18 protein-coding genes and 1 tRNA gene are annotated in these 26,065 nt (G+C 68.3%); 8 read left to right on the top strand and 11 right to left on the bottom strand.

Features of this window, described 5'->3' with window-relative positions; genetic code table 11:
* Positions 1 to 16: 16 nt before the first annotated feature.
* On the bottom strand, positions 17 to 5,680 hold the full coding sequence (locus tag ACLKM7_RS08050; protein ID WP_436446630.1) for a DUF7507 domain-containing protein: 5,664 nt from the start codon (positions 5,678 to 5,680) through the stop codon (positions 17 to 19).
* Between the two features lie 343 nt (positions 5,681 to 6,023).
* Here ACLKM7_RS08050 and ACLKM7_RS08045 point away from each other — a divergent pair, with 343 nt between their 5' ends.
* Both ACLKM7_RS08045 and ACLKM7_RS08040 read left to right on the top strand, forming a co-directional pair.
* Positions 6,024 to 7,625, top strand: a complete 1,602-nt coding sequence (locus ACLKM7_RS08045; protein WP_436446629.1) for a response regulator transcription factor — start codon at positions 6,024 to 6,026, stop codon at positions 7,623 to 7,625.
* A 53-nt stretch (positions 7,626 to 7,678) separates the two neighbouring features.
* The gene (locus ACLKM7_RS08040; protein WP_436446628.1) at positions 7,679 to 8,251 is read left to right on the top strand and encodes a tyrosine-type recombinase/integrase; all 573 of its coding nucleotides are present in this window, start codon (positions 7,679 to 7,681) and stop codon (positions 8,249 to 8,251) included.
* A gap of 53 nt (positions 8,252 to 8,304) precedes the next feature.
* On the opposite strand, the gene ACLKM7_RS08035 is transcribed toward ACLKM7_RS08040, so the two are convergent.
* A tRNA-Ser gene (locus tag ACLKM7_RS08035) sits at positions 8,305 to 8,395 on the bottom strand.
* A gap of 54 nt (positions 8,396 to 8,449) precedes the next feature.
* Complete coding sequence (locus ACLKM7_RS08030; RefSeq protein ID WP_436446627.1) at positions 8,450 to 10,141, bottom strand: FAD-dependent oxidoreductase; 1,692 nt, start codon at positions 10,139 to 10,141, stop codon at positions 8,450 to 8,452.
* Positions 10,142 to 10,310: 169 nt separating this feature from the next.
* On the opposite strand from ACLKM7_RS08030, the gene ACLKM7_RS08025 reads away from it, so the two are divergent.
* From ACLKM7_RS08025 to radA, 4 genes are all read left to right on the top strand, one after another.
* Positions 10,311 to 11,687, top strand: a complete 1,377-nt coding sequence (locus ACLKM7_RS08025) for an MFS transporter (RefSeq protein ID WP_436446891.1) — start codon at positions 10,311 to 10,313, stop codon at positions 11,685 to 11,687.
* A 79-nt stretch (positions 11,688 to 11,766) separates the two neighbouring features.
* Positions 11,767 to 12,720 (top strand): L-lactate dehydrogenase, encoded by a 954-nt coding sequence (locus tag ACLKM7_RS08020; RefSeq protein WP_436446626.1) that lies wholly within the window; start codon positions 11,767 to 11,769, stop codon positions 12,718 to 12,720.
* A 148-nt stretch (positions 12,721 to 12,868) separates the two neighbouring features.
* On the top strand, positions 12,869 to 14,047 hold the full coding sequence (locus ACLKM7_RS08015) for a serine hydrolase domain-containing protein (RefSeq protein WP_436446625.1): 1,179 nt from the start codon (positions 12,869 to 12,871) through the stop codon (positions 14,045 to 14,047).
* Between the two features lie 84 nt (positions 14,048 to 14,131).
* A complete protein-coding gene (radA, locus tag ACLKM7_RS08010) occupies positions 14,132 to 15,502 on the top strand; it encodes a DNA repair protein RadA (protein WP_436446624.1) in 1,371 nt (456 codons plus the stop codon).
* A 199-nt stretch (positions 15,503 to 15,701) separates the two neighbouring features.
* Here radA and ACLKM7_RS08005 read toward each other — a convergent pair whose 3' ends face one another.
* The 6 genes from ACLKM7_RS08005 to ACLKM7_RS07980 form a co-directional block, all read right to left on the bottom strand.
* Positions 15,702 to 16,106 (bottom strand): dehydrogenase, encoded by a 405-nt coding sequence (locus ACLKM7_RS08005; RefSeq protein ID WP_436446623.1) that lies wholly within the window; start codon positions 16,104 to 16,106, stop codon positions 15,702 to 15,704.
* A gap of 180 nt (positions 16,107 to 16,286) precedes the next feature.
* Positions 16,287 to 17,003 carry a FadR/GntR family transcriptional regulator gene (locus ACLKM7_RS08000; RefSeq protein ID WP_436446622.1) on the bottom strand — a complete coding sequence of 239 codons (717 nt, stop codon included), beginning with the start codon at positions 17,001 to 17,003 and terminating at the stop codon, positions 16,287 to 16,289.
* Positions 17,004 to 17,115: 112 nt separating this feature from the next.
* Positions 17,116 to 17,889, bottom strand: a complete 774-nt coding sequence (locus tag ACLKM7_RS07995) for a 3-oxoacyl-ACP reductase (protein ID WP_436446621.1) — start codon at positions 17,887 to 17,889, stop codon at positions 17,116 to 17,118.
* 57 nt (positions 17,890 to 17,946) lie between these two features.
* Positions 17,947 to 19,320 (bottom strand): aldehyde dehydrogenase family protein, encoded by a 1,374-nt coding sequence (locus tag ACLKM7_RS07990; RefSeq protein WP_436446620.1) that lies wholly within the window; start codon positions 19,318 to 19,320, stop codon positions 17,947 to 17,949.
* Positions 19,317 to 20,048 carry a gamma-glutamyl-gamma-aminobutyrate hydrolase family protein gene (locus tag ACLKM7_RS07985; RefSeq protein WP_436446619.1) on the bottom strand — a complete coding sequence of 244 codons (732 nt, stop codon included), beginning with the start codon at positions 20,046 to 20,048 and terminating at the stop codon, positions 19,317 to 19,319. The genes ACLKM7_RS07990 and ACLKM7_RS07985 overlap by 4 nt, the downstream gene beginning before the upstream one ends.
* Positions 20,049 to 20,055: 7 nt before the next feature.
* Positions 20,056 to 21,411, bottom strand: a complete 1,356-nt coding sequence (locus ACLKM7_RS07980) for a glutamine synthetase family protein (RefSeq protein ID WP_436446618.1) — start codon at positions 21,409 to 21,411, stop codon at positions 20,056 to 20,058.
* A gap of 186 nt (positions 21,412 to 21,597) precedes the next feature.
* On the opposite strand from ACLKM7_RS07980, the gene ACLKM7_RS07975 reads away from it, so the two are divergent.
* Positions 21,598 to 23,166 (top strand): amino acid permease, encoded by a 1,569-nt coding sequence (locus ACLKM7_RS07975; protein ID WP_436446617.1) that lies wholly within the window; start codon positions 21,598 to 21,600, stop codon positions 23,164 to 23,166.
* A 1,148-nt stretch (positions 23,167 to 24,314) separates the two neighbouring features.
* On the opposite strand, the gene ACLKM7_RS07970 is transcribed toward ACLKM7_RS07975, so the two are convergent.
* Positions 24,315 to 25,022 carry a hypothetical protein gene (locus tag ACLKM7_RS07970; protein ID WP_436446616.1) on the bottom strand — a complete coding sequence of 236 codons (708 nt, stop codon included), beginning with the start codon at positions 25,020 to 25,022 and terminating at the stop codon, positions 24,315 to 24,317.
* Positions 25,023 to 25,136: 114 nt separating this feature from the next.
* Here ACLKM7_RS07970 and ACLKM7_RS07965 point away from each other — a divergent pair, with 114 nt between their 5' ends.
* Entirely contained in the window at positions 25,137 to 25,493 is a 357-nt protein-coding gene (locus tag ACLKM7_RS07965) for a zf-TFIIB domain-containing protein (protein WP_436446615.1), read from the top strand.
* 21 nt (positions 25,494 to 25,514) lie between these two features.
* Here ACLKM7_RS07965 and ACLKM7_RS07960 read toward each other — a convergent pair whose 3' ends face one another.
* The gene (locus ACLKM7_RS07960; protein ID WP_436446614.1) at positions 25,515 to 26,018 is read right to left on the bottom strand and encodes an amino-acid N-acetyltransferase; all 504 of its coding nucleotides are present in this window, start codon (positions 26,016 to 26,018) and stop codon (positions 25,515 to 25,517) included.
* Between the last annotated feature and the right edge of the window lie 47 nt (positions 26,019 to 26,065).

Genomic DNA, 26,065 nt, shown 5'->3' with positions numbered 1-26,065 from the left:
CCTTGGGCTCTCCTGGTTACATCGTGTGGTCGCGACTCTCCCCTACGACCGTGATCGACCGACGTCGACGGCTGATCACGAGCGCTGCCCCACCGGCGAGCAGGAGGAAGATGCTGCTGAGCACGATGGACGCGGAGAGGGTGCCACCGGTGACCGCCAACGGCGGCGGCGGCACGTCGTGGGTCGTGGTGCACACGCCCTCGGGGTCGCAGATCGCGCGCTCGTCGGGGCTGGTGACGACGTTGCGCAGCTCGGCGGGGCCGGCGGCGGTCACGGTCACCGAGTAGGTGATCGTGGCGATCTGCCCGACCCCCAGGTTCCCGGTCCAAGTGAGGGTGTTGCCCGCGCGGACCACCTCGCCGGTGCTGGCGGCCGCGTCGTCGTTCCACGCCGCGTCGTCCAGCACTCCGGACAGGTCGTCGGTGACGACTGCCTCCGTGACCGAGCCCTGGCCGCGCTGGGTGACGGTGACGGTGTAGGTCACGGTGTCACCCGCACGAACCGTGGTTCCGGATGCGGGGTTGGACGTCTTGGCGTAGACGTAGCCACCGGTCTTATGGATGGTGCGGCACTCCTCTGTCCCGTCTGCCGCGGGCACGCACTCCCCCGATGGCAGGTCGGAGGTGACCACGTTGGCGAGGGTGGTGTTGCCGGCCCCGGTCACGGTGACCGAGTAGGTGATCGTCACCTCGTCGCCCGGTGCCATGTCACCGGCCCACGACAGTGTTGATCCCTCGACGGCGGCCGTCCCCGCGGTGGCCGCGACATCCCCGTTGTAGGCGGCGTCGTCCAGCACGTCCGACAGGTCGTCCACGACGGATGCCGCGACCGCGGCGGGGCCGACCTGGGTGACGGTCACCGTGTAGGTGATGGTGTCACCGGCCTGCACGTCGCTGTTGTGGATCGGGTCGGCCATCTTCGAGTACGTGAACCGTCCGGTCTCGTGCGTCGTCGTGCAGTCGGGGTTCCCGTCCGCCGCCGGCACGCATTCACCGTTCTCACCGGGCAGGACCACGTTGGTCAGCGTCATGTCACCGGCACCGGTCACCGTCACCGAGTAGGTGACCGTCACCGTCGCACCCACCGCAAGATCACCGGTCCATTCGAGGGCGTCGGCATCCGCGTCGAACGACGCGGTGCCCGCACTCGCAACCAGCGCATCATCCCAGCTCGCGTCGTCCAGCACCGCCGACAGGTCGTCATCGAACGACGCCCCCGTCACGGCTCCCGGTCCCCGCTGCGCGACCGTCACGGTATAGGTGATGGTGTCACCCACCGCCACATCGCTGCCCGGGGTTGGGGTAGACGTCTTGGCCACCGTGTAGTTCCCGGTCTGGTGCGTGGTCGTGCAGTCCGCCTCGTCGAGGCAGCCGTCGCTGGTGACCACGTTGGTCAACGTCATGTCACCGGCACCGGTCACCGTGACCGAATAGGTCACCGTGACCACGGCATCCACCGCGAGGTCGCCCGACCACGAAACCGTCGGTGCGATGTAGTCAGCCGTCCCCGCGCTCTCGGCGAGATCGTCGTTCCACGTCGCGTCATCCAGCACCGCGGTCAGATCATCGGTGAACGACGCGTCCTCCACCGCGGCGGCACCGATCTGCGACACCGTGACGGTGTACTCGATGGTGTCACCGATCTGCACGTCCGAGCCGGGCTCGGGATCCGAGGTCTTCACGGTGCGGTACCGGCCGGTCTGGTGTTCGGTCTCACACTCGGCAGCCGTCTCACAGCCGGGCGACTGCACGGTGTTGCCGATCAGCGTGTCGCCGGCAGCGGTCACCGTCACCGAGTACGTCACCGTCGCGACATCACCCGGACCGAGGTCACCGGTCCACGAGATCACCCCGTCGACGTACGTGAAGGTGCCCGCCGACGCGACGATGTCGTTGTTGAACGTCGCGTCATCCAGCACACCCGTGAGGTCGTCGTTGAAGAACTGCGCCACCACACGGCCCAGGCCCGACTGCGTCACCGTCACCGTGTACTCGATGACGTCGCCGATCTGCACATCGCTGCCCGACGCCGGGTCGGACGTCTTCACCGTCGTGTATGTGGCGGTGTAGTGCTCCGTCTCACAGACCTCCTGCGAAGCACAGCCATCACTGGTGACGACGTTGTGCAGGTGCGTGTCTCCGGCACCGGTGACTGTCACCGAGTAGGTGATGGTCACCACGTCGTCCACGGCCAGGTCGCCCGACCACGACAGCACTTGCGTCGCCGCGTCGAAGGTGGCGGTGCCCGCGCTGGCCGACAGCTCGTCGTTCCAGGTCGCGTCATCCAGCACATCGGTCAGGTCGTCGACCAGCGACGCACCGTCATACTCGGCCTCGCCGACCTGGGTAACCGTGACGGTGTACTCGATGGTGTCGCCCTCGTCGACGTTCGAACCGTCAGCGGGGTCGGACGACTTCACCACCGTGTAATCCGCGATGGGGTGCTCCACCGGCGGGCAGCCCGCATCCGGGCATCCCGGACTCGCCACCCCGTTCTCCAGGAAGTAGCTGCCACCCTCCGCGAGGGCTGCCGAGTCCTTCACCGTCACCGTGTAGGACACCGTGGCGACACCACCGACCGGGACCGTGCCGTTCCACGACAGCACGCCATCGGTGATCGTCGCAGCCCCTACCGAAGCAGTCGGGCCCGCCGTCAGATCAGCGTCGTCCAGCACCTCCGCCAGGTCGTCGGTGAACTGCGCCACCGCGGGAACCGTGCCCTCCTGCGTCACCGTCACCGTGTACGTCACCTCATCACCCGGATTCAGCACCGTCCCGGACGCGGGGTCGGACGACTTCACCGTGGAGTAGTTCACCACCTCGACCCCAGCCGGGTCGCAGTTGATCGTCGGCGCCACACCCGAATCACCCGGGATCGCCGCCGCACCACACGCCGTGTTCACCACCGAACCGCCGCCGGTGAGCGTCACCGTGTACTCGTGCATCTCGGTCGCCCCCGGCGCCAGCTCGCCCACCGTGAACGAACCCTCCGGGAACAGACTGTCGGTGATCTCCAGATCGGTCAGGGTCCCCTGGCCGGTGTTCTCGATCACGATCCGATACGGCACCTCGTCGCCCACACGGTACGTCGGGTAGTCCTCCACCGTGTTGGCGTCGTGCCACTCGCCGTCGTTGCCCAGCACGTACTTCTTCAGAGCCGCTGAGTAGTAGTTCGCCACCGTGATCGGCGCCGACGTGCGCATAACGAGCTCGGTGTGCTCGGTTCGCGCCTGCGCGCGGTTGACGAGCACGTCGCCGCCCTCGACACCGTCGGTGGCGATGTTCACCGTGAACTGCTGCGTCGCGCCCGCAGCAAGCTCGGGTCCGATGACACGAACAGCGGTGGCATCCGGGGTGAACGTGGTGGTCCATCCCACACTGTTGCCCGCGGGGTCACCTGCCGCACCGTTGGAAGTGTCGCCAGGGTCATCGGACAGCGTGGCCGGGTCGGCGGTGGTGTAGTACACCGTCGCCCCGCCAGCCGCATCCACTGAGGTGAGCGAGTAGTCACCGACGAATCCGGTTCCACGGTCGTCGCCGTTGAACGGCAGAATGTCGATCGTGTCCGTGAAGTCCTGCGGCAGCGGGTCGAAGGACCGCAGCGTCACCGTCCACGAACCCTCGCCCGTCCCGTCACCGTTCGGGTTCGGGATGAACGGGGTATCCGCAGCCTTCCCGATCGACGTGTAGCCGTTCGAGGCGATTGTCACTTGGGCCGTCGTGGGCAGTGACGTGACACCGCCGACTGAGGCGACGGCCGAGTTCTCGAGCACCGTGCCTGGCTCAACGCTCAAATCGGCGACGGCCTGGTAGGTGAGCGCGTGCGTGACGTTGGTCTCGACACCATCCAGTGTCCACGTCAGAACCTGCCGGCCATCTCCGGCGGTTGCTACCACAGGGGCGGGAGTCGCCGAGCCGTCCACGTAGGTCATACCCAGCGGCAGCGTGTCGACAATCTGATACCCGTCAACGGCCTCAGGGAGGTTGCTCGGAACGTTCGCCGAGTAGTTCAACGAGAACACCGCGGGCTGGCCGGGGTTCACCGCCGCGCGGTCGGCCACCTTCTCGATGTACGGGGTCGCAGTGACGATCCGCACGAGGTCTCGGTAAGCACCGAGCGTGCAGGGATAGCGAAGTCCGGGTGTTGGCGTGGCGCACGTTCCCGGGTTTGTCCAGCCGGTGCCATCCTGGCTGTACATAAAGCTCCAGATGTCCTGACCGACGGCCACGTCATCCTTCACTCGGTATTGCACCAACCATCCCGCGTTCGGCCCGGGAAGCGGTGCCGCCTCCGCCTGTCCCTGGGTCATTGTGACGCGCACGGCTTTCACTGTGCCGAGGTCAGCCGGTGGGGTGTTCACCCATCCCGCCGTGCCACCGCATTCCGGGAACGCCTGCGGGTTGTACCCGGCACTGGTCGAGGTGACGGTCGGGTGATTGCCGACGTAGTACTGCGTCACCGAGCCTGGGATGCCTGGGGCAGGGATGACTTCCTGGAACGTTAGGTAGCGCGTATCGATTGGCGCGCACATGCCGACTTGGAGGTTGTCGGGTCGGTCCATGCCGGGAAGCCCGGTCAGGAGTGTCTGTCGGATTTCCGTTCCCGGTGACACCACGTAGGTGCTGTCGAAGTTCGAGCCGCCCGAACCGGTGTGTGCACGGGACCACGGTGAGGTGAACGTCCCGGGGTAGAACCAAGTCTTGGTAACCGAGTTGTTGGCGGGGTCATCCTGTGCGGTCGAAGTCCCGGAAGCCGAGGAGTATGTCGGAGCAGAAGATTGCAGTGTGACCGATCCGGCGGTGGTTGGAACGATACGCAGCCAGATAGAGCCGCTGGCCAGCGCGACCTCGTCGACCGGTAGCCCCGCGCCGGTGGAGTCCTGCGTGGCCAGTGCGGCCGGCTCGTAATCGATGCCGGAGAGCGTGAGGCGGAACATGTTCGCGCTCAACTGCTGGATGGTGCACGTCGTCACCGGCGAAACCATCGCCTCTGCCGGGTGGGATCCGCCCGACCAGGGGTGTCCGTTGGCTATCCCCGTGGTGAACGGGGTGCACTGCTGCGCGCCGACTGAGATGCTCGACGCTGCACCCGTGATGTTGAGGTCATAGGTGACAGTCTGGGGGCCGGGCTCGCTGTGCCTGTCCTTGCTGAGCGTCCACTGCAGGTCAAGGTCCACCGTCGGGTTTGCCGGATAACCCTGGAGGTCATAGCTGCTCGTGGCGACCGCCCAACGGATGTCCATGCCGAAGTCGTTCACGATGTCGACAGGGGCGAGGTCGGCCGCGCCTCCCTCGATGGAGCCAGATCCGGTGAGCTGGCTTCCCGTCTCCCCGTCGACCCGGATCGGGGTCTGTACCACGTGAGCGGTGCCCTGGTTCTGCGTGCCGATGTTGCAGATCAGCGTCATGCCGTCGTCGGAGATGCTCGAGGCGGGGTCGACGCCATCGGTGAGACAGCTGCTGGGCAGCTCATCGAAGGTTCCGTTGTCGATCGTGAGGGTGAAGTTGACGTTGTCGACAGGCTCATTAGACGGAGCCGCCGCGTCGTCGTTGACGTTGACACGCCACTCGGCGTTGAGCACATCGCCGCTGCGCACCGTCGCGGGTGGTTCTTCGGCCCAGCGTGCGGTGATCTCGTAGACAGGAGCCGCCATCGCTGGGACGGCGGTGCCGATCGTCATGCCAGTGATGGCGAGCGTCGCAACCACCACCGCGGAAACGAAGCGTCTCACTCGTTGACGCGCGTCTTGTCGTGCGGCACGCGCTGCGCGCCGTGCCCCGATTCCCGTCGCTGAGCCATGGCTTCGTACGTCGTCCATTGGATCCCCCGATTCAGACGCGGGGCGATGGGCCCACGCGCGCAATGTCCACATCTATGTGACCGGAGATCAGCGGTTTCCCTATGTAGCTAGCTAAAACTTCATTAGTAAATTCACTAACCGGTAGACCTCTCCCCCTCTGAGTTGTGTGAAGGTCGTGCGTGTGAGTCATGGCCCCGAATTGGAGATCCTGGATGAGGGTCGTGTGCGTGAAACGCTCCTGTCGGGAGACGTCGATCAGATCGAGGCTCTGTTCGACGTACTGTGGTACTGGTTGCCGACACGCTTCGCGTCAGAGGTGATCGACGCCGTCAGCCGGCTCGATTCGGAGGTCTTCGCCCGCCGACCGCGGCTGCTACACCTGGCCGTCCTCGCCCACCATCGCCGATCCGCTGCGGGTCTCGATACGCAATTCGCGAGGATCGTTCAAGACATCGGTATTCAAGCCCGCCAGTATGCCGGCCGGTTGGCTGAGTTCGACAACCTCAGTGAACTGCAGACTGCCGGAACCCTCGCGGTCATCGCGACACGTACTGAAGGCGCCTATCGGCGTGCGGAACAGCTGGGTGATTGGGTCGACGAACGAGCACATACTTTCTACGCTGAACGCCCTCTGCCGTGGGATCCCGAGCAAGCACGCAGCAAACCCGGTTGGCTCTCCACACAGCGAGGCCTGACCTCAATGCTCAGCGGTGATCTTGACCGGGCGATCCACCTCTACAAGCGTGGGTATGCAGAAGCAGGCTCCGCACCGACTGCGCACTTCGCCGGCGCGAACGCGGCGGCCAACCTCGCCCTCATCGCAGCCCTGCGCGGGCACTTCGACGTCGCGCAACGCTGGATCGGGCGAATGGAAGCGGCCGGTCCGCTTCCCGGTTGGGTTGAGCACTTCACCACCCTCGGGGCGAAGCTCGCGCGAGCGATCATCGCCACCGAAGAAGCCGAACCCGACCTTGCCCTGGATCATCTCCGCGTAGCAGGGCCAGCGACACAGCAACTCGAACTGTGGCCATTCATCGCCTACGCCTGGGCAAACTATGACGCCGTCTTCGGCGAGCCCTATGAAGGGCTCGCGCGGTTGAAAACCGCCCGCCATGCGCAGGGTGCGCAATCCGTGATGGACTACGGTCTTGTCGGCGAGGTACTGCTTCGGTCCGAAGCCAAACTGCTCCTTCGCACGCACGAAGCCAGCCGAGTGTTCAATCTCGCCCGCGTGAGCGCTGGCCGCTTTCCCGCGCAGTACACGGCATGGGCCCAGCTGCTTGCTGGTCACCACCATCGGGCCATCCGCACCGCCGCCCGCGCGCTTCACCAGACCAGCGAGTCCCTGTCGTTGGGTGATGTCATCACCCTGCACCTGACTATGGCCGTCGCGCACCTCAGGGCGGGGCACGCCGACCGCGCCGCAGGAGCCTTCCAGGCTGCAGTGCGCATGCGATCCTCAACCGCGCATGTGAAGCCCTTCCTCACCGCCACGCGGGAAGAAATCTCCACGCTCGCTGACCTCGCGGGCCTCCCTGATCCACTCCTAGCTGTCCGCGCCGACGTACAAGCGAATCTCTCGCTCGACGTCACCATCGTGGACCTCACGCCACGGGAGCTCGCCGTCCTGCACGCTCTCGACGAAGGCGAAACCGCCGCAGCCACGGCGGCGAAGTTCAGCGTGTCCGTCCACACCGTACGCAGCCAGATCGCCAGCATCTACAAGAAGCTCGGCGTCAGCCGACGTCACGCCGCACTCGCACGCGCCCACGAATTGGGCCTCCTGAACACCGCACGTCGCGCTACAGACTCCGCGGCGAACTGACCGGCAAACGCGACCTGCCGGCCAAGAAGCAGGCGGACCTCTACCTAGCGCAGGTGGAAACGGCCAAGGCGCGCGGTGACTACATCAACCCCACCGACGCGCGCATCACCATAGCGAAGGTCGGTGAGGAGTGGCTCGCTGCACGCGAGTCGATCGTGAAGCCCTCGACATACCATTCGTTGCGCTCGGCCTGGCGGATCCACGTGGAACCCGGATGGGGCGCACGCGCCGTCGGCAGCCTCCGCCACTCCACCCCGCTTCGAGTCGCATGCGCGGGCAAGGACTCTGATGAGCTCGTGTTCGGCAAGGAGGAAGGACATCATCGCCGACCGCAGTCGCAGGATGGTTGGTTCGCCGCCGCAGTGAAGCGGGCCCAGAAGGACGACCCGACGTTCCCACGAATCTCTCCCCACGACCTCCGCCATACAGTCGCAAGCCTCGCTATCAGCGCCGGGGCGAACGTCAAAGCAGTACAGCGGATGCTTGGGCACGCGTCCGCAGCCATGACCCTCGACACCTATGCCGACCTCTTCGACGACGATCTAGATCGGGTCTCAGCTGCCCTCGACCAGGCCCGTTCTAGTTCGATTGTTGCCACCGTGTTGCCGCCGGATATCTCCGAGTAGGAAAGAAGCCCCCGACTCCGGCAGTATTCTGCGGATCTCGGGGGCTTCTGGCGTGGCGGTGACGGTGGGATTTGAACCCACGGTAGGGGGTTACCCTACACAACTTTTCGAGAGTTGCACCTTCGGCCGCTCGGACACGTCACCGCCGACAAGTGTACGTCACCGCCCGCACGCCCGCGAATCGCGACATCGGCGGGCTCACGGCCTCCGAGCGCCTCTTCGGCTCAAGTGCCGGTGGACCGACGAGACGACCACCGAGCCCTCGCCCACCGCCGACGCAACGCGTTTCACGGAACTCCGGCGCGAGTCGCCGACGGCGTAGAGCCCGGGCACGGAAGTCTCGAGCGGGCCCGGTACGACGCGCCCGGCCCACGGCTCCGGCGCGTCCTCGTCGGCCTCCGACGCACCCGTGAAGACGAAGCCCCAGCGATCCCGCATCACCTCTGGAGGGAGCCACTCGGTATGCGGGCGCGCGCCGATCGTGATGAACACGGCCTCGCACGCCACGCGCCGGCGATCACCGGTGGGAACATGCTCGATCTCGATCTGTGCGAGCCGCTCCCCCGCGGCATCCGCGTGAGCATCGACCACCCGGCTGTCGGTCACGATCTGCACCCCGAGTGCCGTCAGCTGCTCGATCAAGTACGACGACATGCTCGCGGCGAGCGACGGTCCCCGCACCAGGAGGGCGACGGATGCCGCGTACCTGGCCAAGTGAAGCGCCGCCTGTCCTGCGGAGTTGCCGCCACCGATCACGAACACGACGCGCCCGCGCTGCGCCTTCGCCTCCACTGACGACGCACCATAGAACACCGACGCGCCCACGAAGCGCCCCAGCCCTGGCACACGCAGCTTGCGGTACGACACCCCGGTCGCCAGTACGACGGCACCGGCGGCAACCCGCTCCTCGCCCAGATGGAGCAGGAATCCGTCGTCCACCTCGAGGCCGGTCACTGCGCGGGCGAGGCAGAACCGCGCACCGAAGACCCACGCCTGCTGGTACGGGCGGTCGGCCAGTTCCGCACCGCTGACCCCACGAGGAAAGCCGAGGTAGTTGCGGATCAGCGAGCTGCCCCCCGCCTGTCCCCCGAGCGACTCGCGCTCGAGCACCAGCGTGGACAGCCCTTCTGACGCGGCATAGACGGCGGCGGCGAGGCCACCCGGCCCCGCACCGACGATCGCGACGTCGACCGGCCGGTCGGGCAGAGCCGTGCCGTAACCTCGCGACGCGGCGATCTCGGCGTCGTCGGGATCGACGAGCACGCGGCCGTCCGCGGTGCGGACGACCGGCGCTCCTGCGTAGGAGATGCCCGCTTCCGTCAGCACCTGCACGCCGGCATCGGAATGGGGATCCACCTGCGCCACCGACACGCCCGCGCGTGAGAGCAGCTGCTGAAGCACGTGCGTACGCGGCGCGTGGTCCTCACCGACCACGGTGTATCCGACGCGACCACCGGCGGCGACGTGCCACTCACGCAGAAGTTCGGTGATGGTGCGATGGAAGTCTTCGTCGGCCGGACCGTGCGGACGCACCACGTAGTAGTCGATCTGCAGCTGCGACATCAGCGCGAGGACCTGCTGTGCGGTCGCGGGGTCGGCCCAGGAGCCCCATGTCAGCATCAACCCGCGCCGCGCGTCGGGGAACAGCCGCCGCGCCTGCGCGAAGAGCGTCTCGCCCGCCGCGCTCGCTCTGTCGTCGTCCGCCAGGACCAGCGCGACAGGGCGACCTTCGGACGCGAGCCTCGCGAGCGAGGCGAGCGGATCGGCATCCGCACGGACCACTGCATAGTCTGCACCGAAGCGACGGCGAACGACCTCCGCGACGTCCTGGCCCGCAGAGAGCGCGTCCTTCTCGGCGACGAGGATCACCGGCTGCATCGGATCGTCCATCGCGCCTCGCCCCGACGGCTCCGTCGTCGCCCGTCTGCCCGCGAGTGTAGCCCTGCGCGGCCAGGGCCGGAAGCCTTGCTGCGCGCACTCGAACGGATGCCGCCCCGGTGTCCTCCACGGGGCGTACGGTAACCACGTGGCCGACAAACCTCTCGCGACGACGTCGCGCATGAGCGCGACACAGCGCTCGGTCCTGTGGATCGCGATCCTCGCCTCGTTCGTGGCATTCCTCGACGGCACCGTCGTCAACGTGGCGCTGCCCGCGATCAGCGATGAGCTCGGCGGCGGACTCACCACGCAGCAATGGGTCGTCGACGCCTACCTGATCACCCTCGGTGCCCTCATCCTCGTCGCGGGATCGGTGAGCGACGCGTACGGCCGCGTCCTCGTGCTGCGCATCGGGCTCATCGGCTTCGGCATTGCGTCGGTCGCGATCGCCGCCGCACCCACCGCCGAGTTCCTCATCATCGCCCGGGCGGTGCAGGGCGCCGCCGGCGCGTTCCTGGTGCCGAGCTCGCTCGCCCTCATCACCTCGAACTTCACCGGGCCGGCGCAGGGGCGCGCGATCGGCACGTGGACAGCCATGACGACGACCGCGATGATCGTCGGTCCGCTGATCGGCGGCGTCTTCGTCGACCTGCTGTCGTGGCGGCTGGTGTTCCTCATCAACGTCCTGCCGATCGCGGCGACGCTGATACTGCTCGCACGTGGCGGCATCCGCGATGTGCGGAAGCCGGATGCCTCGGTCGACTGGGTCGGCGCCGTTCTGTGCACGCTGGGCCTGGGTGCGATGGTGTTCGCGCTCATCGAGCAGCCGAACCTCGGGTGGGCCTCGCCCGCGATCTGGATCCCGCTCGCCGCCGGACTCGCCCTGTTCACCGGCTTCGTGCTGCGGCAGCGGTCCGTGCGCAGCCCGATCCTGCCCCTCGACCTGTTCCGCGTGCGCAACTTCTGGACGGGCAACGTCGCGACTCTCTTCATCTACGGCGCGCTGTCGCTCAACGGCTTCGTCGTGGTGGTCTACCTGCAGCAGGGCGCAGGGCTTCCGGCGACCCTCGCGGGGCTGGCCAGCCTGCCGATGACGATCCTCCTCATCCTCCTCAGTTCTCGAGTCGGCGCGCTCAGCGGCCGCTGGGGGCCGCGCCTGTTCATGACCGTGGGCCCGATCACGATGGGGATCGGCGCCCTCCTTCTGCTCACCGTGGGCACCGAGTTCTCGTACTGGTGGCAGGTCCTGCCCAGCATGATCATCATGGGCCTCGGGCTCTCGCTCACCGTCGCCCCACTGACGTCGGCCATCCTCGGTGCCATCGAATCCGGGCGCTCGGGCATCGCGTCTGCCGTGAACAACGCGGTCGCCCGTGTCGCGGGACTCCTGACGATCGCCGCGCTCGCCGCGATCGTCGGCGGCTCGCTCGACCTCGACGGATTCCACCGCGCCGCCATCGTGACGGCGGTGCTCATGATCGGGGGCGGCATCGTCTCGTTCCTGGGCATCCGCAACCCTCCGCACGCGGTCACTCCCGACGACGAACCCGCCGCCTGAAGACGGGGAACGGATGCCGCGCGCCGGCCGCGCACGGCTGCTGTACCGTGATCATCCGGACCCCTGCAAGACTGGCGGCATGGCCGTGATCGAGAACTCCAAAGTCACCATCGTCGGAGCCGGCAGCGTCGGATCCAGCGCGGCGTATGCGGCGCTGATCCGCGGATCGGCCCGGCACGTCGCGCTGTACGACATCGCGACGCAGAAGGTCGAAGCCGAAGTGCTCGACCTCGCCCATGGCACGCAGTTCACCGGTTCGAGCGACATCACCGGTGGCAGCGATGTCGCCGTGGTCGAGGGTTCGCACGTGGTGGTGATCACCGCGGGCGCCAAGCAGGACCCCGGGCAGACCCGCATCGAGCTCGCCGGTGTCAATGCGGGCATCATCCGCAAGATGATGCCGCAGCTGCTCGAAGCCGCCCCGGACGCGATCTATGTGATCGTGACCAACCCGTGCGACGTACTGACCGTGCTGGCCCAGGAGGAGACCGGCCTGCCCCCGGAGCGGATCTTCGCGTCGGGCACCGTCCTGGATACATCGCGGCTGCGGTGGAAGCTCGCCGAACGCGCCGGTGTCTCGACGTCGAGCGTCCACGCCTACATCGTCGGCGAACACGGCGACACCGAGTTCCCGCTGTGGTCCAAGGCCACGATCGGCACGGTGCCGATCCTCGACTGGGTGACGCCGCGAGGTGACCGCATGACGGTGGAGGAGCTCGACCGGATCGCGGTCGACGTGCGCGATGCCGCTTACAAGGTGATTCAGGGCAAGGGCGCCACCAACTATGCGATCGGGCTGTCGAGCGCACGAATCATCGAGGCGATCCTGAACGACGAGCACGCCGTCATGCCGGTCTCGCCGGTGCTGCACGACTTCCACGGTGTCGATGGCGTCGCACTGTCGGTGCCCTCGGTCGTCAGCGCCGCCGGCGCCGTGCCGGTCCGCGAGACCCAGTTCGACGGTCACGAGCTCGAGCTGTTCCACCGTTCCGCCGGGACGCTGCGTGAGGTCGCCGAGTCGCTGCGGCACTGACCCGCTCGGAGCCGGAGGCGCGCGGGAGCGCCCGCATTCGGCGCGCTGACCCGCGCTCCCTCCATCGCGAAGACCGGCGACTCAGGTCCCCTGTGTCGCCGATGTGCGCTCGATAGCGTCGAAGCGCATTCACGACTCGGGGGTCCTCGTGCGCACACACACACTTACGTCCGGCATGCGTCTCGGCGCGCTCGCTCTCGCGCTGGCAGCGGCGATGGCGGTGACCGGATGCTCCGGCGCGGCGCCGGCAGCCACGTCGACGCCCACTCCGACCGAGGCGCCTGCGGAGTTCCCCGCAGACACCGCGGCGGCGCTCCAAGCCGCCCTGGACGACACGCGCGGCGAGCAGTTCGCCGGCGTGATCGCACGCGTCGTGACGGCCGACGGCACGTGGACGGGAACCTCCGGATCGGCCGCGCCCGACGGAGACACGCCACCCGCCCCGGACGACCGCACACGGATCGGCAGCCTGACCAAGACGATGACCGCGACGATCCTGCTGCAGCTCGTCGAGGAAGGGCTCGTCTCGCTCGACGACCCGATCTCGCAGTACGTTCCCGACTCGCCCAACGGCGCGGCGACGCTGCGGCAGCTCGCCGACATGACCAGCGGCATCCCGTCCTACTCGCTCGATCCGGATTGGGAGGCCAAGTACTTCGGCGACCCGTTCGTGCTCTTCACTCCCCAGGAACTCGTCGACGCATCAAACACGCTGCCGGTGGACGGTGCGCCGGGCGAGGTGTGGAAGTACTCGAACACGAACTACGTGCTGTTGGGGATGGTGATCGAGAGCGTGCTCGAGCAGCCGATCGCCGACGTGTTCGCCGAGCGACTGTTCGAGCCGCTGAACATGGCAGACACGGTGTATCCCGGCGGCTCGGCCGCGATCGACGAGCCCCACCTCGTCGGACTGACGAATCAGCGCAATCCGACCGGACCAGTGGAGGATGCCACGGACTGGAGCCCGTCCTTCGCATCGACCGCCGGCGAGGTGGTCTCGACCCTCGACGACCTGACGCTCTGGGCGCACGCGCTGTTCACGGGCGAGGGCGTCCTGGACGAAGAGACGCAGCAGCTGCGCCGGGACTCCATCCTGTCCTCGCCTGCCCCGAACGATGCCGAGTCGGGTTACGGAATCGGCTGGGGTGAGCGTCCCGACGGGTGGTGGGGGCACTCGGGCACCATCCCCGGGTTCACGACGTCGGTCTTCCACAGCTACGACGAGGACGCCACGATCGTCGTGGTCGCGAACACCGACGTGCCGCTGCCCTCCGGCGAGGTACCGGCACCTGCCGTGTTCGAGGCTCTCGCGGCAGCGTTGGGCTGACCACCCGGCAGTCGGAGCGGATGGATGCCGCCACCCGCGGTCGCGGCATCCATCGATGTCCGCCCTCGCCCGTACGCTGATCCCATGCCCGCTGCGCGCCGATCCACCCAGTCAGCGCCTTACAAGTGCACCGAGTGCGGCTGGACCACGCTCAAGTGGGTGGGGCGCTGCGGCGAGTGCCAGCAGTGGGGCACCGTGGTCGAGTCATCCGAGCCCACCGGACTCACGCGCTCAGTCGCGCCGGTCGCCCCCGGCGCGGGACGTTCGGCCCAGCCGATCACCCGCATCGACACCACCGACGCGCCGCGGCGCACGACCGGAGTCGGCGAGTTCGACCGCGTCCTCGGTGGCGGACTGGTCGCCGGCGCGGCGATCCTGCTGTCGGGCGAACCGGGTGTCGGCAAGTCGACCCTGCTGCTCGAGGTCGCGGCGCAGGCTGCTCGAGCGGGGCGACGTGTCCTCTACGCGAGCGCCGAGGAGTCCACGGCCCAGGTCCGGCTGCGCGCCGAGCGCACGCGTGCCCTCCACGACGAGCTGTATCTGGCGAGCGAGACCGACCTCGCAACGATCCTCGGACACGTCGATGAAGTGAAGCCCGAGCTGCTGATCGTCGACTCGGTGCAGACGGTGTCGTCCGCGATGTCGGAGGGCATGGCGGGGCATCCGTCTCAGGTCCGCGAAGTCGCCGCCACGCTCATCCGCGTCGCCAAGGATCGCGGTCTGCCCACGATCATCGTTGGACACGTCACCAAGGACGGGTCGATCGCGGGGCCGCGCATCCTCGAGCACCTCGTCGACGTCGTCTGCCAGTTCGAAGGCGACCGGCAGACCTCGCTGCGATTCGTGCGCGCGCTCAAGAACCGCTTCGGGCCGACGGACGAAGTCGGATGCTTCGACATGACCGGCGCCGGAATCGCCGAGGTCGCCGACCCCAGCGCCCTCTTCCTCGGCCACGGCAGCACCGAGGCCGGCACGTGCGTCGCCATCGCCCTCGAGGGCCGCCGGGCGATGCCCGTCGAGGTGCAGGCGCTCACCATCGAGACCAAGGCGCCCAACCCTCGGCGCATCGTCAACGGCGTCGACGCCGCACGCGTGGCGATGGTGCTGGCGGTGCTCGAGAAGAAGGCCGGCATCAAGACGTCCGACAAGGACGTCTACGTCTCCACCGTGGGCGGTGTGCGCTTCACCGAACCGGCCGCCGATCTCGCGATCGCCCTCGCCGTCGCAGGCTCGGTCACCGAACGCGCCATCCCGCGGCACATCGCCGCGGTCGGCGAGCTCAGCCTCGCGGGCGAGATCCGGCCGGTGACCCAGGCCGCGCAGCGTCGCTCCGAAGCCGCTCGTCTGGGCTATCGCGACGTCATCGACAACCGGTCGAAAGAGCTGCGCAGCGCCCTTTCCGATGTGCGAGTCCGGACGAGGAGCGGTCCCGGGGAAGAGGCTCCGGACTTCTGATCCCCGCCCGCGTCAGCGACCGCGTGGACGACGATCGTTCCGCACGCGCGCGTATCCGAGCGCGAGCGGGATGACCAGACCGGCGGCGCACACGATGCCCACGACGAGGTAGTCCATCCGGCGAGCGTGCCACAGTCGAGGGAGCGGGCGCGACCCAGAACCCGGAGTTTCGCCGATCCGGCGGCCTCGACGCGTCCGTTCAGGCGTCGAGAGCGGCGATGAGGTCGGTGGGGGATGCCTGCATCGGGTGGGGACCGGCGATGTCGAAGAACACCGTGGTGATCTCGTCCTCGTGAGCGCCGAGGAACGTGCGCAGCCAAGCGGGCGACTGCAGGGCGACGCCCGGCGGCAGGGTCGCGGGCTTATGCGCGGCGTCGCTGAACAGCAGCAGGGCGACGTCGCCGCTCTTGGGGTCTCGGTAGGTCCACACCTCGCCGGCATCGCGCGGGTCGTCGCGCTGACCCGGCCGCATCAAGGGCACCACCGTGGGTCCGTGTCGCAGCGCGAAGGCGACGGCGGCCATGTCCTGCGTCTGCAGGGCGTCACTCAGCAGAACGTTGCGGAACTCGAGAGGTTCCTTCTTCGCACGCTTCTTTCCTGCCACCCCACCAGGGTATCGAGTCGTCTCCGCGATCCCGCCCCACCTCTCCCGCGACCGCGCCCGCGCGGGCGCCGAACCGTCGCATGTGACCGCATGTGGGGTCCCCCACACGGCCATTCGCGACGGCTCGGCGGCGAGGCCTCGGCGACGACGCCCGGACGAGGCGTCGGCGGCTGGCGGCGGTCAGGCGAGGAAGCCGCGCAGCAGGGCCTCGGACCCGGCCAGATGCTCCAGAATCGCCGTTTCTGCGGCATCCGGTCGCCCCGCGAGGATCGCGGTGACGATGCGCTCGTGCTGCGCGTTCGAGTGCTCGATGTTGCGCCGCAGCAGCGGGAAGGTGTCGAGCCATTCGTTCACGCGGGCGCGATTCTCGGCGGCGAGCGCGACGAGCGACGGGATGCCGGCGATCTCGGCGATCGCCAGGTGCAGCAGGGTGTCGAGTCGGCGATAGTCGGATTCGGATGCCGCGGCCACCGCCTCGTACCGTGCCCACAGGTCATCGCGGGCCGCCGGTTCGAGGGTGCGAGCAGCCGCGGCCCGGGCGGCACCCGCCTCGATGACGCGGCGCATGCCGAGCACATCCTCGAGGTCGGACGCATCGACGTCGTCAGGATGCGGCGCCTGCGGCAGCGGGTCGGCGACGAACGTGCCGCCGTACCGGCCGCGGCGCCGCACCAGGTATCCGGTGTCGGCGAGTTCGCGGATCGCCTCCCGCACGGTGTCGCGGCTGACGGCGTACAGCACGGCGAGCTCGCGCTCGGACGGCAGCGACTCGCCCGGCGCGACCACGCCGAGCCGGATGGTCTGGACCAGCCGGGCGATCGTGTCTTCGAGGGCATTGCCCTCGCGCACCGGGCGGTACACGGCCTTGCGCACCTCGTGCAGCGGCGCGTCGGTCATCGCCGCCCCCCGGCCGTTCGCAACGCAGTCTGCGCGCGAGGCCTCACCCACGACACGCCGCCTGCAGCGCCGGCGGCGGCCGCCGGGACTGAGTTGCGAACCACGGCCCCGCTCATAGCGGAGTCACGTAGGCGTTGGTGATGCCGCCGTCGACCACGAACGCGGTCGCAGTGATGAACGAGGCGTCGTCCGAAGCGAGGAACGCCACGGCGGCCGCCATCTCCTCGGGCTCGGCGAACCGGCCCATCGGCACGTGCACGAGCCGGCGCTGCGCGCGCTCGGGATCCTTCGCGAACAGCTCTTGCAGGAGGGGCGTGTTCACCGGCCCCGGGCACAGTGCGTTCACCCGGATGCCCTGGCGCGCGAACTGGACGCCGAGCTCGCGGGTCATCGCGAGCACGCCGCCCTTGGAGGCGGTGTACGAGATCTGCGACGTCGCCGAGCCCAGCAGAGCGACGAACGACGCCGTGTTGATGATCGATCCCCTGCCGGCCGGCACCATGTGGCGCAGCGCCGCGCGCGAGCACAGGTACACGCTCTTGAGGTTGACGTCCTGCACCTTGTCCCACGCCGGCAGCTCGGTGGTCTCGATCGAGTCGTCGTCGGCGGGCGAGATCCCGGCGTTGTTGAACGCGATGTCGAGGCGCCCGAACTCCGCGGCGACGCCGTCGAAGACGTCGTTGACCTGCGCTTCGTCGGCGACGTTCACACTGCGGAAGACGCCGCCGACGTCGGATGCCGCGTCCTCGCCGGTCTGCGGGTCGAGGTCGGCGATCACGACCTTCGCTCCCTCCGCGGCGAACCGCCGCGCGGTCGCGAGCCCGATCCCGGACGCGCCCCCGGTGATGATGGCGACCCGATCCTTCAGGCGCTGCGTCAGATCCATCGTGTTCTCTCTCTATGCGTTCATCTCGTCGCGCGCCGGCGCGGTGGGCGAGGGTGTTCATTCCGTGGCGAAGAAGACGTTCTTGGTCTCGGTGAAGTGCTCGGCTGCGTCAGGTCCGAGTTCGCGGCCCAGGCCCGACGCCTTCATGCCGCCGAACGGGGTCCAGTAGCGCACCGATGAGTGCGAGTTGACCGACAGCACGCCGCTCTTCACACCCCGCGCGACCCGCACGGCGCGGCCGAGGTTCTCGGTCCAGATCGAGCCGGCCAGGCCGTAGATCGTGTCGTTCGCAAGCTGGATCGCATCGGCCTCGTCGTCGAACGGCAGCACCGCCACGACCGGCCCGAACACCTCCTCGCGCGCGAGACGGTCACCGCGCTCGGCGAGCACGACGGTCGGCGGCAGCCAGAATCCGTCGCCGAGCGGCCCGTCGCCGTCTGGAGCCGACCCGCGGAAGGCGACGTCGGCACCGCCGAGAAATCCCTCGACGGTGGAGCGATGGGATGCCGAGATCAGGGGCCCCATGTCGGTCCCCTCCTGTGCGGGGTCGCCCACACGCCACGCCGTGACGGCCGGCTCGAGCAGTTCCAGGAAGCGGTCGTACGCGGAGCGCTCGACCAGGATCCTGCTGCGCGCGCAGCAGTCCTGCCCGGCGTTGTCGAACACCGCGCCCGGCGCCGAGGCGGCCGCCTTCTCGAGGTCGGCGTCGGCGAACACGATGTTCGCGCTCTTGCCGCCGAGTTCGAGCGTTACGGGCTTGAGCTCTCGTGCACAGCCGGCCGCGACATCCGTCCCCACCGACGTCGACCCCGTGAACACGACCTTGCGCACATCGGGGTGCGAGACGAACCGCTGCCCGACGACCGAACCCGAGCCGGTCACCACCTGGAAGACACCCTCGGGCAGACCGGCTTCGAGCGCGAGCTCGCCGAGCCGGATCGCCGTGAGCGGGGTGAGCTCGGCCGGCTTGAGCACGACCGCGTTGCCGGCGGCGAGCGCGGGCGCGAAGCCCCACGATGCGATCGTCATCGGGAAGTTCCACGGCACGATCACCCCGACGACCCCGTACGGCTCGTGGAACGTCACGTCGAGCCCTCCGGCGACCGGGATCTGCTGCCCGCTCAGCCGCTCGGGCGCGCCGGCGTAGAAGTTCAGGACCTGGGCGACATGCGAGGCCTCCCAGCGGGCCGAACCGACCGGGTGCCCCGAATTGCGCACCTCGAGCTGCGCAAGCTCCTCGACGTGCGACTCGACCGCCCGGGCGAACGACCGCAGCGCGTCGGCTCGGGCGACCGGCGGCAGCCCGGCCCAGGCACGCTGCGCGACAACGGCGCGCGCGACGGCGGCGTCGACCTCGTCGACCGAAGCGCGTGCGACCTCGCCGATCGGCTGCGCCGTCGCCGGGTTGATCAGGGTGAAGGTGGCGCTCATGCCAGGGCTCCTTCACGTCGGCGTTCGGCGTAGACGGATGCCTCGGCCACGAGTCCCGCGAACAGCCGGCGATCCTCGCGGTTCTCCTCGGGGTGCCACTGCACTCCCACGAGGTAGCCGTCGCCGTCCGACTCGACTGCCTGCACCAGTCCGTCGTCGGTGCGCGCCGTCACGACGAGACCGTCGCCGAGCCGGTCGACGCCCTGGTGGTGGTAGCTGTGGACCTCGATCGGCCCACCGCCCACGAGCTCGGCCAGCCGCGAACCGTCCTGCACCGCGACCTCGTTCGTCGCGAAGACGCCGCCGCCCACGCGGTAGCGCTCGGTGCCGAGGGCTTCGGGAAGGTGCTGGTGCAGTGTCCCGCCGCGCGCGACGTTGACGAGCTGCAGCCCGCGGCAGATCGCGAGGACCGGCATCCGCCGCTCCTCCGCGCCGCGGAACAGCGCCAGCTCCCACGCGTCGCGCTCGGGCCGGGCAGCGTCGGTGAGCGGATGCCGCTCCGCGCCGTACAGCGAAGGGTCGACGTCGAGGCCCCCGGTGAGGATGAGTCCGTCCAGACCGTCGAGCACCGCCGGTGCGGCAGCATCCGGACCCGACTGCGGTGGAAGAAGCACCGCGATGCCGCCGGATGCGGTGACGGCGTCGAAGTACTGCTCGGGGAGGAAGGCGGCGCGCACGTCCCAGACCCCCTGCTTGGCCTGCTCGAGGTAAGTCGTCAGGCCGACCACCGGACGCCTAGAGCCGTTCAAAGCCACGCACCCTCTCCCAGTCCGTCACGACGGCGTCGTAGGCCTCCACCTCGATGCGCGCCTGGTTCAGATAGTGCTCGACCATGTCGTCGCCGAAGGCGGCGCGGGCGATCGCCGACTCGTCGAACAGCCGCGCGGCCTCACGCAGCGTCGTCGGCAGGTGGTCGACGCCCGACGTGTACGCGTTGCCGGCGAGCGGGTCGGGCAGCGGCAGCTCGTGCTCGATACCGTGCAGGCCGCCCGCGATGATCGCAGCGATGCCGAGGTACGGATTGACGTCGCCGCCGGGCACGCGGTTCTCGACCCGCAGCGACGAGCCATGGCCGATCACCCGCAGCGCGCAGGTGCGGTTGTCGATGCCCCACGCGATGCCGGTGGGCGCGAACGATCCCTTGGCGAAGCGCTTGTAGGAGTTGATGTTCGGCGCGTAGAGCAGCGTGAACTCGCGCAGGGTGGCCAGGATGCCGGCGATCCAGTGCTCCATGAACGGACTGAAGCCGTGGCGGCCGTCACCGGCCATGACCGGCTCGCCTTCGTCCGACCGCACCGACAGGTGGATGTGGCAGCTGTTGCCCTCGCGCTCGTTGAACTTGGCCATGAACGTGAGCGACTTGCCGTGGGCGTCGGCGATGGCCTTCGCGCCGTTCTTGTACAGGGCGTGCTGGTCGGCGGTCTCGAGCGTCTCGGCGTAGCGGAACGCGATTTCCTGCTGGCCCAGGTTGCACTCGCCCTTGACGCCCTCGGTGTACAGGCCCGCGGCATCCATCGACCGCCGGATGTCACGCAGCAGCGGCTCGAGCCGTCCCGACGCGAGCAGGTCGTAGTCGACGTTGTAGTCGGTCGAGGGTGTCAGCCCCTGGTAACCCTTGGCCCAGGCATCCCGGTAGGTGTCGTCGAAGACGATGAACTCGAGCTCGGTGCCCGAGTAGGCGACGAGACCCCGGTCGGCGAGGCGAGAGCGCTGGCGGTTCAGGATGTCGCGGGGCGACTGCGCGACCGGGTCGCCGTTCTCCCACGTGAGGTCGGCCATGACGAATGCGCTGCCGGGGTGCCACGGCAGCACGCGCAACGTCGCCGGGTCGGGGCGCAGCATCATGTCGCCGTAGCCGGTGTCCCAGCTCGACATGGCATAGCCGTCGACGGTGTTCATGTCGACGTCGACCGAGAGCAGGTAGTTGCAGGCCTCGGCGCCGTGAGGCAGCACTTCCTCCTGGAACAGCCGGGCCGAGACCCGCTTGCCGGAGAGACGGCCCTGCGCGTCGGCGAATGCCACGACGACGGTGTCGATCTCGCCCGCCGCGATGCGGTCGTTCAGCTGCTCGACGGTGAGGTTGCCCGGCATCCGTCCTCCTCTTATCGGCTTCTTGCGCGTCGCGAGCGCGGTTCCCCCGAACCGCGCTCACGCGATCACTCTATGGGGAAATTCGATTCAAAGGTAGACACAGCCCACCAATAGGCACCACAATCAGCGCAGGCGCATCGTGGCGCCGACCCGAGCGCACGTCCGTATCCGACTCCCGGAGGACCGATGTCCCAAGCGAGCAGTGCACCACAGCCCAGCAATCCTCCCGCGGCGAGGGAGGACTCGGCCAAGGTCGCTGGGGCGACCTATACCCGCGCCGGTCAGGACTACTTCGAGAGGCGAGGGCTCAAGCGCTCCGCCGGTGTCTGGGGGCTGTGGGGGCTCGCGGTCGCGGCGGTGATCTCGGGCGACTTCTCGGGCTGGAACTTCGGGATCGACTTCGCCGGTTTCGGCGGAATGCTGATCGCGTTCGTCATCCTCGTGGCGATGTACTACGGGATGATCTTCTCGATCGGCGAGATGGCGGCCGCCATGCCGCACACTGGGGGCGCGTATTCCTTCGCGCGGTCGGCGATGGGGCCCTGGGGAGGCCTCATCACCGGCGCCGCCGAGACCATCGAATACGTCGCGACCACCGCCGTCATCGTCTTCTTCTCGGCCTCCTACGCCGACGCGATCACATCCGAGCTTCTGGGCGTCTCGCTGCCGGGCTGGGTGTGGTGGATCATCCTGTACCTGGTCTTCATCGCGCTGAACGCCGCAGGCGCCGCGATCTCGTTCAAATTCGCCATCGTCGTCTCGATCATCTCGATCGGCATCATCCTCGTCTTCTCGGTGATGGCGATCTTCTCGGGCGCCTTCTCGTGGGCGAACCTGTGGGACATCGCGCCCGACCCGGGCCAGACCGAGTTCCTGCCGCACGGCGTGCTTCCGATCCTGTTCGCCCTGCCGTTCGCGATGTGGTTCTTCCTCGGCATCGAAGAGCTGCCGCTGGCCGCGGAGGAGTCGCACGACCCGGTCCGCGACATCCCGCGTGCCGGCTTCTGGGCCCGCGGCACACTCATCGTCACCGGCCTCCTTGTGCTCTTCCTCAACACCGGGGTCCTGGGAGCCGAAGCGACCGGCGTCGCGGCCGAGCCGCTGCTCGACGGCTTCCGCGCGATCGTCGGCGACGGGCTCGCGGCCGTGCTGGCCCTGTTCGCACTCGTCGGACTGCTCGCGTCGCTGCAGGGCATCATGTTCGCGTACGGGCGCAATATGTACTCGCTCTCGCGGGCCGGCTACTACCCGCGCTTCCTGTCGCTGACCGGCAAGCGCAAGACGCCGTGGGTGGCTCTCGTCGTCGGTGCGGTCATCGGCTTCGTGGCGCTCCTGATCATCGAGTTCGCCGGCGGGTCGGGCAGCGTCGCGGGCGCGATCGTGCTGAACATCGCGGTGTGGGGAGCGGTGCTCGCCTACTTCCTGCAGATGGTCTCGTTCATCATCCTGCGCCGCAAGTTCCCGAACGCCGAGCGACCGTACCTCAGCCCGTGGGGCATCACCGGCGCTGTGATCGCCGCCGCGATCGCCCTGCTGATCTTCGTCGGCTTCCTGCTGAACCCGACGTTCCTGCCTGCGATCATCGCCATCGGCATCGTGTACGTCGTACTGCTCGCCGGCTTCGCCTTCTTCTTCCGCCACCGCCTCGTGCTCTCGCCCGAAGAGGAGTACGCCCTGTCGGGCGGCGAGCACCGCGACCCGCAGGAAGAGGGCTACGACACGATGGAGAAAGAGGTCTTCGGCGACAAGCCGTGACGGACGGGGACGCGGGGCGGGCCGATCCGGGGGGACGGCCGCCCCGCATTCGTACTGTGGAATACCCGCCTTGACATGCCGCCAAACCGTGTCCCCCAAATGGTGGACAAAGCGCCGCTGCGGAGTTATCTTGGAGTGCCCTCCGACGACTGGGGAGTCGTGGATGGTGCACTGGGGAGTAGCTGGGATCTTCTGGGGAATCTGGGGCCACTGAACTTCGCAGCAAGGGTCCCTCGGGTGCCGTGCTCGGCACCCGAGGGACCTGATTCCTCGCCCTCACCGCCATGACCGCTGGGGGCGGTCGCGGCCCGGCACTGGGGTTTCGGGCCATGATGCTGGGGGCACCGCGGCGGCGACTTTCAGGGCCGGAATCGGAATCACTCTAGCCCGTGGCCGCTCTGGCCAGCGAGAACTCATTGGCGAGGCGCTGAGCCCAGGAGCCAAGCGGCCCTCCGATCGCTCCCTCTCTCGCCAACCACACCGTCGATGAAGTGCACGAGACGGTCGCGACGCGAGCTAGCTCGAGTCGCGCACGAGCACGGGCTTTCGTCCGCCGACTCCAACGAGCTCGATCTGGCCGCGAGAGCGCGGTCGCCTGAACGGGCGGTGAAGGAGAACGCAAGATTTCCGCAAGATGCCCGGATTTGGATGTCCCCCTTTTGGGGGACACGCTACATTGATCGTGGTGACGTTGTGGGGCACTGGGGAGACTGTGGGAGTCTCGCCTCACGACCAACCACTGGGGAAACTGGGGAACGGCCGGGCATGCGCGGACGCTTTCTAAGCGGACCCCCTCGAGCCCGTAGCCTGACAACGACCCGAGCTCGAGGGGGACCGGGCATCTACGACGCGTGCGCTCCGCTGGGGGCGGTGCGCTCAGACCCACTGTGTGGCCACTGGGGATGGCCGGGCCGTGTCATAGAGCCACGCTCACCTTGGCATACGCGAATCGGCGTGGTCTACGTTCTCCACGCAATGAACGCAAGACTGCTGCGGGCTCATAGGCCTTGAACGCAGCAGAACGAAAGTCCCCTCGAACTCGTCCGGGTGACGGGAAGCCCGAGGGGGCGTCAAGGGCATGCGGCCGGTAGTGCAGCGGACGAGTTGCGGACTGCAGCGTGATCTTTCCCGTACTTCCGGGCGGATCTTCAGTAGAGCAGGAACTGCTTCGACTGCGTCGAGGCGATGCCGCCGATCTCGACGGCCAGGTGGTACGACGAGCCGCCGCCAGGTGCTCGCGGACGGGTCGGGTCGTCGCAGGTACCGACGGCAGAGCGAGTGCGATCCCAGGTGAGCGGGGCGGCGCTCGTGACCGTCTGGCCGGCACCGAGCAGCACGATCATGTCGCTGGGCTCGCTCTGGCAGTCGGTAGACCTCCACCACGTGTCACTGCCGCTGGTCACCGTGAAGGACTGGGCGCTCGTTCCGACGTTCAGCGTGCAGTCGGCGCCGTTGTTGGTGAGCGAGATCAGGAACTGCGGGCTCTGATCACTGGTGTACGAATCCTGGGTCGTGACGGGTTCGACCACGATGTCGCCGGCGACGCACGGCTGCGCGGTCGGAGTCGCCCCGGGCGTGGCCGACGGGGCCGACGTGCCCTCGACGACCGCCCCCTCGACGGCACCGGTCCCGGTGGGATGGGGTTGCGGCGACGTCGGCACGGGAAGCGAGGTCGCCGTGTTCTGAGTCTGCGGCCGCGCGTCGTCACCGGTGCTCTCGGCGCCCCACCCTCGCCACGGCTGCGCGATGAGCAGCCAGATCACTCCCGCGATCACGAGGAGGGCGATGATCAGCACCAGCCGGCGACGACGATACACCGCTGGGGAGTGGCGTCGTCGGGCGGGCGTGCCGGTCATGACAACAGGGTAAGGCCGAGGCATTCGTCCCTCTGGTCGGCGCGCTGACAGCCTGGTTTCACAGGAGACGGAGAGCCCCGATCGCTAGGGTCGGATCGACCCCAGGAGGACCCCATGAAGTGCCCCACCGATGGATCCGTGCTCGTCATGAGCGAACGCTCGGGCGTCGAGATCGACTATTGCCCGACGTGTCGCGGCGTGTGGCTCGACCGCGGCGAGCTCGACAAGATCCTCGAGCGCGCGGAGCGCGAAGCCGGTCCCGCCGGCCCGGTCGGCCCGGCGGCCCCGGCCGCTCCTGCCCCTCCTGCCTACGGCGGGCAGCCCGCGTACGGACAGCCGGATCGCGGCTACGCCGACCCGCGCTACCCCGAGCCGCAGGCGTACGATCCGCGCTACGGACAGCAGGGATACGACCAGGGCTACCACCGCAAGAAGAAGAAGGAGCACTGGCTCAGCGACCTCTTCGACTGAGCCCGGCGGCGGTGTCCCGCCTCAGAGCTGCTTGAGCATGCGCGTGTTGCCGAGGGTGTTCGGCTTGACGTGCGCAAGGTCGAGGAACTCCGCCACGCCCTCGTCGGGAGAGCGGATCAGCTGCGAGTACACGTCGGGATCGACGACCTGCTCGCCGATCGGCTCGAACCCGCGGCGGGTGAAGAAGTCCACCTCGAATGTCAGGCAGAACAGGCGCGAGATCCCGAGCGTGCGGGCGTTGTCTTCGAGGGCTTCGACGATGGCACGGCCGACGCCGTGGTGCAGCCACTCGTCGACGACGATGAGCGTGCGGATCTCGCCGAGGTCCTCCCACATGACGTGGAGCGCGCCGCATCCGACCAGGTTGCCGTCGGTGTCCTCGGCGACGACGAACTGCTGCGTCGCCTCATAGAGCACGACGAGGTCCTTGCCGAGCAGGATCCGGCGCTGCACGAACGGCTCGAGGATCGCCTGGATGCCACGGACGTCCTTCGTGCGGGCCGGCCGCACCGTGAACTCGCTCATCGAACCAGCGTAGAGCCCGCTTCGTGCCCTCGCGGGCCCCCTCCCCG

The organism is Microbacterium sp. I2 (assembly GCF_051364985.1).
Taxonomy (GTDB): Bacteria; Actinomycetota; Actinomycetes; order Actinomycetales; family Microbacteriaceae; genus Microbacterium.
Note: the sequence above shows the minus strand (reverse complement) of the source record. Positions and strands in the feature narration are given on the sequence as shown.

Bases quoted from the DNA above. Each gene is read 5' to 3' on its own strand.
- ACLKM7_RS08050 (WP_436446630.1), bottom strand. From the start codon at position 5,680: ATGACGATCGGCACCGCCGTCCCAGCGATGGCGGCTCCTGTCTACGAG.
- ACLKM7_RS08030 (WP_436446627.1), bottom strand. From the start codon at position 10,141: ATGGACGATCCGATGCAGCCGGTGATCCTCGTCGCCGAGAAGGACGCG.
- ACLKM7_RS08025 (WP_436446891.1), top strand. From the start codon at position 10,311: ATGAGCGCGACACAGCGCTCGGTCCTGTGGATCGCGATCCTCGCCTCG.
- ACLKM7_RS08020 (WP_436446626.1), top strand. From the start codon at position 11,767: ATGGCCGTGATCGAGAACTCCAAAGTCACCATCGTCGGAGCCGGCAGC.
- radA (WP_436446624.1), top strand. From the start codon at position 14,132: ATGCCCGCTGCGCGCCGATCCACCCAGTCAGCGCCTTACAAGTGCACC.
- ACLKM7_RS08000 (WP_436446622.1), bottom strand. From the start codon at position 17,003: ATGACCGACGCGCCGCTGCACGAGGTGCGCAAGGCCGTGTACCGCCCG.
- ACLKM7_RS07995 (WP_436446621.1), bottom strand. From the start codon at position 17,889: ATGGATCTGACGCAGCGCCTGAAGGATCGGGTCGCCATCATCACCGGG.
- ACLKM7_RS07990 (WP_436446620.1), bottom strand. From the start codon at position 19,320: ATGAGCGCCACCTTCACCCTGATCAACCCGGCGACGGCGCAGCCGATC.
- ACLKM7_RS07980 (WP_436446618.1), bottom strand. From the start codon at position 21,411: ATGCCGGGCAACCTCACCGTCGAGCAGCTGAACGACCGCATCGCGGCG.
- ACLKM7_RS07975 (WP_436446617.1), top strand. From the start codon at position 21,598: ATGTCCCAAGCGAGCAGTGCACCACAGCCCAGCAATCCTCCCGCGGCG.
- ACLKM7_RS07970 (WP_436446616.1), bottom strand. From the start codon at position 25,022: ATGACCGGCACGCCCGCCCGACGACGCCACTCCCCAGCGGTGTATCGT.
- ACLKM7_RS07965 (WP_436446615.1), top strand. From the start codon at position 25,137: ATGAAGTGCCCCACCGATGGATCCGTGCTCGTCATGAGCGAACGCTCG.
- ACLKM7_RS07960 (WP_436446614.1), bottom strand. From the start codon at position 26,018: ATGAGCGAGTTCACGGTGCGGCCGGCCCGCACGAAGGACGTCCGTGGC.